Source organism: Flavobacterium sp. 2755 (assembly GCF_031455715.1).
GTDB lineage: Bacteria > Bacteroidota > Bacteroidia > Flavobacteriales > Flavobacteriaceae > Flavobacterium.
This window is the reverse complement of sequence record NZ_JAVDTG010000011.1, coordinates 52701-66654: the sequence shown is the minus strand read 5'-3', so window position 1 is coordinate 66654 and position 13954 is coordinate 52701. Positions and strand designations below refer to the sequence as shown.

Below are 13954 nucleotides of genomic sequence, written 5' to 3'. Positions count from 1 at the left end.
AAAAAGCCCACGATTGAAACCGTGGGCTTTGTTCTATATTATCAAAATTTAACGTAAATGCCGCAACACTCATATTAAATTCAATCTAAAATCTTGTATATTTTATCAGACAATCTAATTCTGAAAGGAACCTCAAAAGTAACTTTATCGCCAATTTTTGCTGTTGAAGCTTGAACTTCATTAACAATCATTTTGTCTAAAACCAATTCTTGATTACCTGTAGTTGGTCCAGAAATTAAGATTTTATCTCCAACGTTCAACTCTTGATTTTCAATAGTAAATTGTCCCACTTGAGCTTTTACATAATAATGTTCTGCTTTTCCAAGAAGTACTTTTTTTACTTTTACTTTTTGACGAATATCAACTGGTTTTTCGGCTGCTGCCAATGCAGTATTTGGCAATTCACCTGAATGTTTGAATTTTAGATTTTCAGATTTTCCTTTTCTAAACACTTTGTTTCCAACTTGTTTCCCAGTTCTCAAACGAACCTGATCAACCAAAGGCATATGAATAATCTCTAAACATTCTGTAGAACAGCAGTTTTCCATTGCAGCTTTACATTCATCACATTGAATAAACAACAAATGACAACCGTCATTTTCACAGTTGGTGTGATTGTCGCAAGGTTTTCCGCATTGGTGACATTGTGAAATAATATCATCGGTGATTCTTTCGCCAAGACGATTATCAAATACGAAGTTTTTCCCAATGAATTTACTTTCTAAACCTTCCGCTTCAATTTGTTTAGCGTAATTAATGATTCCGCCTTCTAACTGAAATACGTTTTTAAAACCCTGATGTTTGAAATAAGCACTAGCTTTCTCGCAACGAATTCCTCCAGTACAATACATTACCAGATTTTTATCCTCTTTGTGATCTTTAAGCTGATCATTAATTATGGGTAAACTCTCTCTAAATGTTTCAACATCTGGAGTAATCGCATTTTTAAAATGTCCAACTTCACTTTCGTAGTGATTTCTAAAATCAACCACAATCGTATTTGGATCATCAAGAATCTCGTTGAATTCCTTAGCTTTCAAGTGAACGCCAATATTAGTTACATCAAAAGTATCATCATTCAAACCGTCGGCAACGATTTTGTGACGCACTTTAATAGTCAATTTTAAAAACGAATGGTCATCATGTTCTACAGCTTCATTCAAACGAATGCCTTTCATGAAATCATAAACTTCAAGAGTTGTTCTAAAAGCTTCCAAATTTTCTTCCGGAATACTCATTTGAGCATTTATTCCTTCATTGGCAACATAAATTCGGCCTAAAGCATCAAGTGCGTTCCAGGCTAGAAATAAATCATCGCGAAATTTTTTGGGATCTTCAATTTTGGCATACGCATAGAAAGACAACGTAAGACGTTGTTTACCTGCATCATCGATCATGACAGCTCTTTCTTCTGCGCTCAAAGTGTTGTACAGTTGCATGCTATAAACAGTTTTAAGTTAAGAATATATAATCGAATTCTATTTTCTGAGTGAATTCGGGCGCAAAGGTAGGTTTTTCTTTTCGATTTCAAAAAACAATTAACTAACCCTGTTTTAAACCCTATAAGTGATATAAGTTCATTTCATTTTTTGTTTTTGGGATATAATCTTTGTGATTCTAAATTTGCAACTTTATTGCATTAATAAAAAATAAATACTGTTTATCAATACGTTATAAAAATTTCACTAAATTTATAAGGTACAATTTTAACATTTATGATTATGAATGCTTTAAAACTACCCAAACCACTCTTCCCAATTCTTTTACTACTAACAATTTTCATCTCTTGTAAAAAAGAAAAACCGAAAGCCCCTCCTCCCATGCAGGCGCCTTTTGTAACCGTCAAGAGTGAAGATGTCCCCATTTACAAAGATTTTGCGGGACAGACTTTTGGGGATTTAGACATTGAATTAATCGCCAGAGTTGACGGAATTCTGACCGGAATTCACTTCAAAGAAGGTCAGCGCGTTAAAAAAGGACAATTATTATATACCATTGATCCGCTGGAATACGATACAAAAGTGGAACAAGTTCGCGGTCAGGTAGCTGCTGCACAGAGTAATGTTGTAAATGCCGAAGAAGAATTAAAAAGAATTCGTCCGCTTGCAGATATGAATGCCGTAAGTAAAAGAGAATTAGATGCGGCTGTAGCCAAAGACAAAGCCGCTAAATCTAACCTAAACAGTATTCAGGCAAGTTTACGAAATCAGCAGATAGAAAGAAGTTACTGCAATATCCTCTCCCCAATCGATGGCGTTATTGGCCTTTCGAATGCTAGATTGGGAGATTATATCACCAAAATTGGAAATGACTCTAAACTAAATACCGTTTCAAAACTAGAAAAAGTCAGAGTTCAATTTACTGTCAGCGAATCCAATTACTTGCAATATCAAAAACAAGTCAAAGACGGAGAACGAATTACGGATCTCGCTTTAATTCTTTCAGACGGAAGTACGCATCCATACAAAGGAACTCTCAATTTCTCCGACACCAAAATAGATCCCACAACCGGAACCGTAACCATTGAAGCACAATTCCCTAATCCAGACGGCACTTTACGATCCGGGCAATTTGCCAAAGTCCGCGTTTTACTCCGAACTCAGAAAGATGCTATCGTCGTTCCTCAAAAAGCCGTAACTGAGATTCAGGGGTTATTTCAGGTTTCTATTATTGACGATAAAAACACCATTCAAACCCGAATGGTCGAAGTGGGTCAGAAAATTGGGGTCGATTGGATTATTACCAAAGGTTTAAAACCCAACGAAAAAGTCGCGATTATTGGTAATCAATTTATCCAGCCTGGATCAACAGTCGTTCCAGTTCCCTACGTAGCCGAGAAAGATAAAAAGCAGATTGCATCATCTCTAAACAATTAGGCTATGGATAATTTCTTTGTAAGACGACCAATCGTAGCTATTGTACTCTCCATTTTTATTGTCCTTATTGGAGGACTTTCGGTTCTGTCAACGCCCATTGCGCAATATCCTGAAATTGCACCGCCTCTCGTTCAGGTTTCGACAAGTTACCGCGGAGCTAACGCTTTAAATGTGGAACAAGCCGTTGCAACACCAATAGAACAAAAAGTAAATGGTGTCGAAAACATGCTTTACATGCAGTCGACCAATACTGGTGACGGAAGTATGACGCTTTCGATCACTTTTGATATGGGAACAGATTTGGACAACGCTACTATGTTAACTCAAAACAGAGTTGCCGAAGCGACCAACAAACTTCCAAACGATGTAAAAACAACCGGAGTTACAACCAAAAAGTCATTATCAATGCCCATGTTGATTTTGTCTCTGTATTCTCCCAACAAAACTTTCGACAATAACTTTTTAACCAATTATGCGAGTATCAATCTTGTAGATGCGCTCGCCCGTATTAAAGGTGTTGGAGAAGTTACCCTTTACGGAGGAAGTAATTATGCCATGCGAATTTGGGTCAAGCCCGATATCATGGCCAAATACAACTTAACGGTTCCCGACATTATCCGATCTATTCAGGAACAAAACGCCATTGCGCCCGGAGGGAAATTTGGAGCACCGCCAGCAACGCAAAATAACGAATTCACCTATAATGTAATGCTGAAAGATCGTTTGGTAAATCCTGAAGATTTCGAAAATATTATTTTAAAATCAAACATAAACAATCAACAGGTTAGGTTGAAGGATGTTGGAACAGTAACACTCGGAACCGAAAGTTATGCATCAGTTGCCAAACTCAATGGAAATCCCGCAGGAACTATCGGAATCAAACAAATGCCTGGTTCCAACGCTCTTGAAGTTGCCGAAAATGTAAAAAACACGATTGAACAACTCAGCAAAAGATTTCCTCAGGATTTAAAATATGCCGTTTCCTTAGACACCACTTTAGCTATTTCTGAAGGAATCAACGAAATCATGCACACTTTAGTCGAAGCCATTATTCTGGTAATTCTGGTAGTTTTCATATTCCTGCAAAACTGGCGTGCCACTTTAATCCCGCTTTTAACCGTTCCCGTTTCTTTGATTGGAGTATTTATGCTATTTCCGTTACTCGGATTTTCCATAAATGTACTTTCTCTTTTAGGATTGGTACTCGCCATTGGGATTGTCGTCGACGATGCCATTGTGGTGGTTGAAGCCGTAATGCATCATATTGAACAAGGAATGTCTCCGCGAGAAGCAACAAACCAAGCCATGCGTGAAGTTTCGGGACCGGTAATTGCCATTGCAATTGTATTAACAGCCGTTTTTATTCCGGTTGCTTTGACTCCGGGAATTACCGGAAGATTGTATCAGCAGTTTGCCATTACAATTGCTATTTCTGTGATTTTCTCCGCATTAAGTGCTTTGACTTTAAGTCCGGCTTTATGTTCTCTTTTGTTAAAACCAAATCAGGAAGCAAAAGGCTGGCTCGGAAAATTCTTTAAATGGTTTAATGTCAAGTTTGGAAATTTTACTAATAAATACACCGGATTTTCAGGCTTTTTAATTAAGAAAACAGCCCGAAGTTTAATTTTTATCGGGATTGTAGTGGGAGCCATTATTCTTTTGGGAGGAAAAATTCCAGGCGGATTTGTTCCCGAAGAAGATCAGGGTTATATGTTTGTGAATATTGAACTTCCCGGCGCTTCATCTTTAGAAAGAACCAGCAAAGTCATTCAAAAAGTAGAACATATCTTATCTAAAAATCAAGGAGTTGAATATTATACTTCTGTTGCCGGATTCAGTTTAATTAAAAACTCGGTTGCCACCAATAATGGATTTTTCTTTGTCGCTCTGAAAGAATGGAAAGAACGCGAACAAGATGTTTTTCAGATTTTAAAAGAAGTCAACGGAAAAGTAGTTTTCGGAATTCCCGAAGCGACTGTCTTTGCTTTTGGACCTCCGCCGATTACGGGAATTGGAAACGCCGCCGGATTCTCGATGATGCTTCAGGATAAAGAAGGAAACACGCCTCAATATCTTTTCCAAAATGCCCAAAGGTTTATGGCCGAAGCCAAAAAACGACCCGAAATAGGAACTATTCGAACGACCTTTAATCCCAATGTTCCACAGATTAGTTTAGATATTGATCGGGAAAAAGTTTCAGAACTTAATCTTTCTTTATCCGATGTTAATCTTGCTATTGGTGCCAGTTTAGGAGGACAATACATCAACGAGTTCAATAAATTCGGACGACAGTATATTGTTTTGCTTCAGGCCGATCCAAGTTTTACGGTAAATCCCGAAGACATTAATAAGATTTTTGTTCGAAGTCGGGATAACAAAATGATTCCGATTACGAGTATTGCTACCATTCGAAAAGAAAGCGGTCCCGAATTTACAACCCGTTTTAATCTGTATCGCGCCGCAGAAATTGGAGGAACGCCCTCGCCCGGATTTACTTCGGCGGAAGCCATGACTGCATTACAGGAAACCGCTGCAAAAGTTCTCCCAGCTGGAATGGGTTACGAATGGGCGAATATGAGTTATCAGGAAAAACAAGCCGAAGGAAAAGGAAATACGGTTTTTATCATGGCGTTGTTTTTCGTGTTTTTAATTCTTGCCGCACAATACGAAAGCTGGAAATTACCTTTCAGCGTTTTACTCGGAACTCCTTTTGCCGTTTTTGGTGCTTTCCTCGGATTATATCTCTGCAGATTATTAAGTCCGGATTACGTAAATAATGTTTTTGCACAAATTGGACTCGTAATGCTAATTGGTCTGGCGGCAAAAAACGCCATTCTGATTGTAGAATTTGCCAAAGAAGAATATGAAAAAGGAATGCCGGTTAAAGAAGCTGCATTATATGCCGCCAAATTACGTTTCCGACCAATCCTTATGACAGCTTTTGCTTTTATCTTGGGAGTTGTTCCGTTGTTAACCGCAAGCGGAGCCGGAGCACAGGCCAGAAAAGTAATGGGAATGACAGTTTTTAGCGGAATGCTGGTCGCCACCATTTTGGGCGTTTGTCTGATTCCGGTGTTATTTGTATTTATTGAAACATTCGGAAAGAAAAAATCTGAGGAAATCGATGAACCTAAAGAGGAAGAAAAATGAAAAATCTAAAAATACTTTCAGCGTTATTTTTGATGGTTGTTTTTCCTTACGGATGCATGGTTGGACCAAAATATGTCAAACCCGAACAACCTCAGGCAGATACTTTCCGTTTTGGCAATCAGTCCAAAGACACAACAAATTCAGTTACAACCATAAAATGGTCATCGATATTTAACGATGATGTCTTAATTGGCCTGATCGAAAAAGGAATTCAAAACAATTATGATCTTAAAATTGCTTTGGCGCGTTTAGAACAGGCAAAAGCCAACCTTGGAATCGCAAAAGCTGATTTATTTCCTGCTTTTCAATATTCCGGTCAGGTAAATAGTGCCGAAACTTTTATGCAGCCTTCATCCGCATTGGCTAATATGTCTTGGGAACTGGATTTTTGGGGAAAATACCGCCGTCAGAATAAAGCTTTGCAAAACGAACTTTTAGCAACCGATGAAGCCCGAAAAGTAATTCTGTCGAATATTGTCAGCACTATTGCTATTTCTTATTTTGAATTGCGGGATTTTGACAATCAATTGGAAATTACGACACATACATTAGAAACCAGACAAAAGGCGTACGACATTATTAACGAACGTTTTATAAGCGGTTACGTTGCCGAATTGGATAAAGTTCAAATTGAACAGCAAGTGGCAATTGCCGAAGCGAATATTCCGTTAATCAAAAGACAGATTACGGCGTTGGAAAATTCAATTTCGATTTTAGTAGGCCAAGTTCCGCAACCCATTCAGCGTGGAAAAACGAATAGCGAATTGTTGATTTTAACGACTTTTCCAACTTCTGTTCCATCCGCTTTATTAGAAAACAGACCTGATGTAAAACGTCAGGAATATTTATACAAAGCGGCTTATGAAAGAATTGGTGTTGCGCAGGCGTTGCGTTATCCGTCATTTAATATTGCTGCCGTTGCAGGTTTCACCAGCATTATGGTGGGTGATTTATTTAATGACGGTTCGTATATGCAGAATGTTGGCGCTGGCGTTGCAGGCCCAATTTTCAACTTCGGAAAAAACAAACGCCGTGTTGATGTCAACCGACAAATTGCCGAAGAAGTGAAATTCAACTTCCAGAAAACCTATTTAACCGCAATTGCCGAAGTCGAAAATTCTCTTCAAAACGTGGCCATGTTCAAAGAAGAATGGACCGCCCGAAACCGACAAGTCGTTGCTGCCCAGAAAAACTATGATCTTTCAAACGCAAGATATTACAATGGTTATGTTTCATACCTGGAAGTTCTGGATGCTCAAAGATCTTTGTTTGAAGCGCAATTAAGTCTTTCGCAGTTAACCCAAAAACAATTAAGTTCAATGGTTCAGTTGTATAAAGCGCTGGGCGGGGGATGGAGTTTTTGAAGGTTCTGAGTTGCTAAGATACTAAGGTTCTAAGATTTTAAAAATACTTTAAAAACAACAAAAGCACTATTTTCATAGTGCTTTTGTTTTAAATCTTTGTACCTCTGTCACTTTGAATCTAAGAAAAAAGCTTAGAATCTTAGCACCTCAGAACCTTAGTAACTTAAGAATTAACAGAATTCGTTAAACGCATCTTGCAGGTTCTCAGCGATCATTTCAGCTGGACGACCTTCGATATGGTGACGCTCTAACATGTGAACCAATTCTCCGTTTTTGAACAAAGCCATAGATGGCGATGATGGAGGAAAAGGAAACATATGCTGTCTTGCAGCATCAACCGCTTCTTTGTCAACACCAGCAAAAACTGTAATAAGGTGATCTGGTTTTTTAGCTCCTTCTAAACTCATTTTTGCTCCCGGACGTGCATTTCTTGCAGCACAACCACAAACAGAGTTTACAACAACTAAAGTGGTACCTTCAGCTTTGATAGCATTCTCAACAGCTTCGGCACTATGTAAATCTTGAAACCCAGCAACTGTAAGTTCAGCCTGCATTGGTTTTACCATTTCTTCTGGATACATATTTTTATTCTTTTAAATTTTACTTTTGAACTGCAAAGTTACGAAGTTTACTCGCAACTACTTAATTTGAAGTATAAAGTTTTGTTATAGTTCGATATAAAATTTTAAGTCTTTTATTTCAGAATATCTAAACTGCTATTTGTTTTACTTTTTTTTCAGGAAATTGATAATTGTATTGTTTTAAATGTCTGTTTCTGCCTCTCATTTTACGCTTTGTTGTTAAAACCGTTTCCTTATCCTGTTCAGAAATCTCAATGGTTGAAAGATAATTACTTACATATCTTTTAAGAACTTCTATATTATCAACTTCTATAGAATATATTGTTTTTTTGCCTTCATATTTTACCTCAACCAGATTTGCTTTTTTCAATTCCAGCAAATGTTTGGATATTGTTGATTGTGCCAACGGGATTAAATCCACAATTTCTCCGCAAGTTCTATTGTCTTTTCTCCACAGAAGCGTCATAATCTGAATTCTTGTTGGGTGACCAAGCGCCTTGCAGATTTTTCCTATTGCTTCTGTTTCTATATCAAATTTTAAGTCCTTTGTAATTCCCATAATCCGCCTCAATTGATGAATGAATTTTGTATTGTTTTCTAAATACAAAATTAGTTAGGGGGACATCTTTTGAATCGCTTCAAAAAGTCATAAAAATAAAATAATAAGGTATTTTTTTATACGATCACGTCACAGTTCTCAAAGTATCCACTCCTTATTGCGATAAAAAAATTAGAATAAGATGGGCCGCAGATTTTACAGATTTAGGCTGATATACGCTGAGTTTTTATCTTAACTGAATAAAACTCGAAACAATGCTTTTATAAACGGCACTTTTGGGCATTTTAAAATCACTTGAAAATCTTCAAATAAACTGGTTTCTTCATCTAAGAATTTAAAAATCAAGTTTGGGGTTCCTTTTTTGAATAAAGAAGAAAAAATAGAGCTTCCTAATTCGTTATGACGATGCAGAATATCTAAAAGCAATAAATCATAAAACCAGAATCGGCTTTTTTTATGAAATGTTTTCATACTGAGTAATACTGTGGTTTCGGGAGAAGTATTATCAGAAAGAAATTTCACTAATTCTGAAGATTTTTTATCGGAATTTTTGAAAGTATAGCCCGTACTTGCTTTTGTCCATCCGCCGGCAGTGCCTATGTTTAAAACTCTTTTGGTGTTTTTCTTCCAAAATGGACAAGAAGTCATTGGAATACTTCCCTGCTCCTTTTCGATAATTTCATAATGCTGAATTCCCAGTTTTTGCAAATAGATTTGAATTTCGTTTTCATATTCTTCTGTCGAAAGGAGTTTCTCTGAAAACAAAGTATATTCAACCAAAGCTTCAGTTTTAGAAGTTGGTAAAACATACATAAACCTTGTGTTTTCTTTTTGCTCTACCGAAAAATCCATGAAGGTAACTTCTTCAGGATTGAAGACTTCTGATTCTGATTTTACAAACCAACCTACAAAGTGCTGCTGTAAAACGGGATATTTCGTTTGACTTTCGGCGAAAGCCTTTGTATAAATGCTGTTGAATAAATAATTACAGGTATATCTGTTTTCTTCTGTACCAACAAAAACATGGGTTTCGAGTTCGTTGATATCGGTTACTTTTTCATTTAGAAAAGTAATATTCTGCTGATTTGAAATAGTATCAAAAACGAAATTATAAAAATCTAATCCGTTGATTTTATTATAGGTATAAGGCTTTAATTCAAGATCTCGTTTAAAGTTTTCATTGGTAAACAATGCCAAATCCCATTTTTTAGAGATAACCGGATTCCATATAGAATCTTCTTTTTCCCAAAAACACCAGGTTCTGTCATTTGTTTTCTTCGAATCCTGATCTAAGAGTAAAATTGATTTATCAGAGAAGTTTTTAGATAAAACCATTTTATAAACTGTCATTAAAGATGCCAGTCCTGTTCCTGTAAAAATGTAATCGAAGTGTTTAATTTGCGAAGAATTCATTCTCAAAAATAAGAAAATTTATTCTTTCAGTTTTTCTAAAAGAAGGTTAAAATCCTTTGGACTCAAATAATTGCTGTACTGGAGTATAATCTCATTTTTCTCATTCAAAACGCATAAAACCGGATATACAATTTGATTATTAATTGTTCCGAGCTGTAAAGCCAGTTCATGAACGCCGACATTATTTCCCGAAGGTTTATATTTAAATATTTGATTATTAAATGTAATATCTCGTTTTTCTTCAGCATTGAAATCAATGAAATAGAATTTGGTGTTTAATTTTTCGATAATTTCCTGATTTTTAAATGCCGAAGCTTTCATTCGCTGACAAAACTGACACCAATCGGTATGGATGAAAACGATGATTTTTCGTTTCTGAATTTGCTGCAAGCTATCTATTTCCTCAAAAGTTCTGCTTTTTAACTGGCAGAATCCTGTTGAAGTTATTCCGAAGAAGAATATTACAAATAGCTTTTTCATGTTGTTGTTTTTTAGCCCACAGATGACGCGGATTAAAATGATTATATATCTTTTTGCATTATTTCAATTTATATTGTTATGTAATCTGCGGCCCATAAATTTACCTCAAAGTATATCGCAACCCAAAAAAACCACGAATAGTTTGATTTTGTCCATAAACATACGTTGTATCAAAAGTCAATCCGTATGGGTTATCTGGAGTTCTCAGTACTTTTCCAGCTGCATCGTATTGCACATTTTTATCAAAAGGATCATTTGTTCTTGAAATCAAAAACGGATTATTCTGCTTTGGAGTAAAGTTCAGCAAATTTTTGACACCTCCGTAAAGTTCAAAATTTTTCCAGCCTGTATAGGTAAACTGAATATTCTGAATGCTGTACCAAGGTGAATTTGGATTTCTAGGATCATATTCATTTAGCAAAGGTAATTTCATTGGACTATAAACATTTCCGGTATAATCCAGAAGTAAATTCCAAGGTTCTATTTTATAAGATACACTCCATGTTCCTGTGAAATTTTCGGTTAAGAAAGGTCTTTCTGAAATTCCATCCTGAACATTTTTGTTGTCTAAAACCGTTGCGCCCAGAATAAACTTTAAACCATTGGTAAAATTGACATCTACATTGGTACTAATTCCCTGACTTATAGCATAACCATCAATATTATCATAAATGATTTTATTAGGATCTGTTTCGTAATCTGAAATGATTTTATTGCTGAAACGGGTATAAAAAGCCGTCGTTTCAATTCCTATAAAAGTTCCGTTATTAAAGTTTATTTTCTGAATGTAATTCAAGTTTACGTTTACAGATTGTTCGGGTTTTAGATCATTTTTAATTACAACTTCTCGTGAACCTGTAAGCGCAGCGTGATCTTCGGTAAATAAATTCACAACCCTAAATCCGGTTCCGGCGTTTAATCTGAAAATCGTATTATCATTTGCCTTGAAACGATACGCAAATCTGGGTGTAAAAATAGAACCGTGAATCGAGTTATAATCATAACGCGCTCCCAGCAAAACCTGGCTTTTTGGCGAAAATGTAATTTCATCCTGAACAAAAATTCCCGGCAGCCAAGTACTTTCAGCATCTTTTGTTGCCGGAGTATTGTCGTCGTAATATGAATATCGGTTAGCAATTCCCGCAAGTAAATCATTACTGCCAATCTTTTTATCCCAAGTCAACTGCAGAAAACCAATTTTTTGATTGGCGATATAAGAAGTCGTTCCGTATCGGCTGTCTTGATAATGCACATTTCCGGAAAACGAAAGCATTAGTTTTTCTTCAAAAGGCAATTGGTAACTTCCTATTAATTCTGCCCTTTTGGTATAAATACTTTCACCGTATATTTCGTCTCCTCCTCTGTATTTTTTCTCCCAGCGAACGTCTCCACCCCAGCGATCTTCATACATTCCACGCGCTGCAATCGTGAAAAGGCGATTATTATTTCGCTGAAAACTCCACTTATTAAAAACCGAAATACGGTCAGAAAGCGTAACATCTGTAAAATTATCGTTGTCTTTATCAACGACCATATCATAATTGAAATAATTAATACCTAAAAGAGAAGTCGCTTTTTTACCGACATTAAACTTCATTCCCAAATCAAGATTGTTTTCAAAATAAGTAGTTGTGAAATAATCCGCAGAAAACATTGGGGCATTTGTTGGGTTTTTAGTTATAATGTTAATCAAACCCCCAACAGCCTCACTTCCGTAAAGAGACGAAGCCGGACCTTTTACGATTTCTATTCGTTCTACCAAAGAATTGGGAATTCCAGATAAACCATAAACTGTCGAAAGACTGCTTACAATTGGCATTCCGTCAATCAAAACTAAAGTATACGGACCTTCGAGACCATTAATATGAATATCGCCCGTATTACAAACTCCGCAATTCAACTGCGGCCGAACTCCGTTTATATTTTGAAGTGCATCATAAATACTTGGTGTTGGATTTTTTTTGAAGAAAACCGGAGAATAAACCTCAACGGGAACAGCACTTTCTAAACGTTTCACCGGTTTTAACGTTCCAGAAACTACTACTTCGTTAAGCTGGTTTTCGTTGTCTTCTAAATCAATATCAAGATTTAGGTTTTGTCCTTTTGTAATTGAAAATCTTTGGGTCACGGGTTTAAATCCGGTCGAAGCTGCTTGAATTTTTCCATCTTCAATAGTAACATTTTCAAAAACATAATAACCTAAACTGTCTGAAACTGTTTTTTGTTTTGTTCCTAATAACTGAACATTTGCGGCTTGTAATTTTTGTCCGTTGCCGGTTATAAAACCTGAGATTTTTGAGGTTTCCTGGGCAAAAGAAAAGTGTAAATTAAATAGTATCAATATCCAAATTGAATTTTTCATCGTGGTAAAATTAATTTTAGACAAAACTAAAAATTAAATTTGACAAATAATGATTTTAAATTTAGAAATTTATAACTCAATTCATGTCAATATGTTATATTTCTATTTTAACACATAGAAACATAGATTTTTTTTTGGACTGAATTAAGCGTTTCAAAAAAGCTAGCTTTCACACATAGCTATGTTTGTTAATGCAAGTGAAACGCCTTTTCAGAGCTATAAAAACTATGTCTCTATGTGTTTAAAAAATACATTCGTTAAAAATCCTCGTCAATAAGTTCTTTATTGATTACAGCTCCGGCGAAAGATCCTGTAGAAACTGCAATAGCCACAGATCGCATTTGAGTGGTGCAATCTCCGCTCGCATAAATGCCGGCAACGTTTGTTTTCTGCATAAAATCAACTTTTAGCAAACCTTGTTCATTTATATCGCAGCCTAAATCCGCCGGCAACGGGCAATGCTGTTCAAATGGCGGTCTTGCATAAATGGCTTTTACGGCAACTTTTTCCTGATTTTTGAAAATGATATTTTTGACATATCCTTCTTCGTGTTCGAAGGAATCTATTTCTTCCTCAAAAATTTGAACACCATGTTTCTTAAGTATTTCGGTTTGTTCTAAAGTCAAAGTTGATTTTCCGTTCGTGCATAATCTCAAATCTTTTGTCCAATTCGAAATCAGTTTAGCAAAATCAAATGCCATTTCACCATTTGCAATGATGGCTGTTTTTTCATTTTTAACTTCATAACCATGACAATACGGACAATGCAAAACCGAAATTCCCCAACAGTCTGCAAAGCCTTTAATCTCAGGAATCAGATCTTTAACTCCGGTTGCAAACAGGATTTTTCTTGAATTGAAAGTTTCACCAGACTCAGTTGAAACTTCAAATCCGCTTTCTTTCTTGACCGTTTTTACGGAAAGTCCGTTATAAAAATGAACCGTTTTATAGAGATCGACTTGTAATTTGGCTTTCGCCGAAATCACAGCGGGCTTTTCACCATCTTGGGTAATAAAATTATGCGAATGCGGCGTTTGCCGGTTACAAGGCAAACCGCTGTCTACAACCAAAACCTGACGCAGAGCGCGTCCTAAACTCATTGCTGCAGATAATCCACTGTAGCTTCCGCCAATGATGATAACATCATATGTATAATTGTCTTTCATAAT

The 13954-nt window shown here is 36.2% G+C and carries 10 protein-coding genes; 3 read left to right on the top strand and 7 right to left on the bottom strand.

Features of this window, described 5'->3' with window-relative positions:
- Positions 1 to 80: 80 nt before the first annotated feature.
- Positions 81 to 1439, bottom strand: coding sequence for a rhodanese-related sulfurtransferase (locus tag J2Y38_RS21195; RefSeq protein WP_309846577.1), 1359 nt, complete (start codon positions 1437 to 1439; stop codon positions 81 to 83).
- Between the two features lie 282 nt (positions 1440 to 1721).
- Between J2Y38_RS21195 and J2Y38_RS21190 the strand changes: the two genes are divergently transcribed.
- The 3 genes from J2Y38_RS21190 to J2Y38_RS21180 are packed head-to-tail and all read left to right on the top strand — an operon-like array spanning position 1722 to position 7390.
- Positions 1722 to 2876, top strand: coding sequence for an efflux RND transporter periplasmic adaptor subunit (locus J2Y38_RS21190; protein ID WP_309846574.1), 1155 nt, complete (start codon positions 1722 to 1724; stop codon positions 2874 to 2876).
- A gap of 3 nt (positions 2877 to 2879) precedes the next feature.
- Positions 2880 to 6026: a multidrug efflux RND transporter permease subunit gene (locus tag J2Y38_RS21185; RefSeq protein ID WP_309846571.1), complete on the top strand. Its 3147-nt coding sequence runs from the start codon at positions 2880 to 2882 to the stop codon at positions 6024 to 6026.
- Positions 6023 to 7390, top strand: a complete 1368-nt coding sequence (locus J2Y38_RS21180) for an efflux transporter outer membrane subunit (protein WP_309846568.1) — start codon at positions 6023 to 6025, stop codon at positions 7388 to 7390. Before J2Y38_RS21185 ends, J2Y38_RS21180 begins: the two co-directional genes overlap by 4 nt.
- Before the next feature lie 170 nt (positions 7391 to 7560).
- Here J2Y38_RS21180 and J2Y38_RS21175 read toward each other — a convergent pair whose 3' ends face one another.
- The 6 genes from J2Y38_RS21175 to J2Y38_RS21150 form a co-directional block, all read right to left on the bottom strand.
- Positions 7561 to 7971, bottom strand: coding sequence for a BrxA/BrxB family bacilliredoxin (locus J2Y38_RS21175; RefSeq protein ID WP_309846566.1), 411 nt, complete (start codon positions 7969 to 7971; stop codon positions 7561 to 7563).
- A gap of 127 nt (positions 7972 to 8098) precedes the next feature.
- Complete coding sequence (locus J2Y38_RS21170; RefSeq protein WP_309846565.1) at positions 8099 to 8530, bottom strand: metalloregulator ArsR/SmtB family transcription factor; 432 nt, start codon at positions 8528 to 8530, stop codon at positions 8099 to 8101.
- 231 nt (positions 8531 to 8761) lie between these two features.
- Positions 8762 to 9943, bottom strand: a complete 1182-nt coding sequence (locus J2Y38_RS21165; RefSeq protein ID WP_309846563.1) for a lycopene cyclase family protein — start codon at positions 9941 to 9943, stop codon at positions 8762 to 8764.
- Positions 9944 to 9961: 18 nt separating this feature from the next.
- Complete coding sequence (locus J2Y38_RS21160; protein ID WP_309846562.1) at positions 9962 to 10423, bottom strand: thioredoxin fold domain-containing protein; 462 nt, start codon at positions 10421 to 10423, stop codon at positions 9962 to 9964.
- A 100-nt stretch (positions 10424 to 10523) separates the two neighbouring features.
- Positions 10524 to 12785, bottom strand: coding sequence for a TonB-dependent receptor (locus J2Y38_RS21155; RefSeq protein ID WP_309846560.1), 2262 nt, complete (start codon positions 12783 to 12785; stop codon positions 10524 to 10526).
- Positions 12786 to 13042: 257 nt separating this feature from the next.
- Positions 13043 to 13951, bottom strand: a complete 909-nt coding sequence (locus tag J2Y38_RS21150) for an NAD(P)/FAD-dependent oxidoreductase (protein ID WP_309846557.1) — start codon at positions 13949 to 13951, stop codon at positions 13043 to 13045.
- Positions 13952 to 13954: the final 3 nt, after the last annotated feature.

Coding starts and splice junctions, on each gene's coding strand:
- J2Y38_RS21195 (WP_309846577.1), bottom strand. CDS start 1,439: ATGCAACTGTACAACACTTTGAGCGCAGAAGAAAGAGCTGTCATGATC.
- J2Y38_RS21190 (WP_309846574.1), top strand. CDS start 1,722: ATGAATGCTTTAAAACTACCCAAACCACTCTTCCCAATTCTTTTACTA.
- J2Y38_RS21185 (WP_309846571.1), top strand. CDS start 2,880: ATGGATAATTTCTTTGTAAGACGACCAATCGTAGCTATTGTACTCTCC.
- J2Y38_RS21180 (WP_309846568.1), top strand. CDS start 6,023: ATGAAAAATCTAAAAATACTTTCAGCGTTATTTTTGATGGTTGTTTTT.
- J2Y38_RS21175 (WP_309846566.1), bottom strand. CDS start 7,971: ATGTATCCAGAAGAAATGGTAAAACCAATGCAGGCTGAACTTACAGTT.
- J2Y38_RS21170 (WP_309846565.1), bottom strand. CDS start 8,530: ATGGGAATTACAAAGGACTTAAAATTTGATATAGAAACAGAAGCAATA.
- J2Y38_RS21165 (WP_309846563.1), bottom strand. CDS start 9,943: ATGAATTCTTCGCAAATTAAACACTTCGATTACATTTTTACAGGAACA.
- J2Y38_RS21160 (WP_309846562.1), bottom strand. CDS start 10,423: ATGAAAAAGCTATTTGTAATATTCTTCTTCGGAATAACTTCAACAGGA.
- J2Y38_RS21155 (WP_309846560.1), bottom strand. CDS start 12,785: ATGAAAAATTCAATTTGGATATTGATACTATTTAATTTACACTTTTCT.
- J2Y38_RS21150 (WP_309846557.1), bottom strand. CDS start 13,951: ATGAAAGACAATTATACATATGATGTTATCATCATTGGCGGAAGCTAC.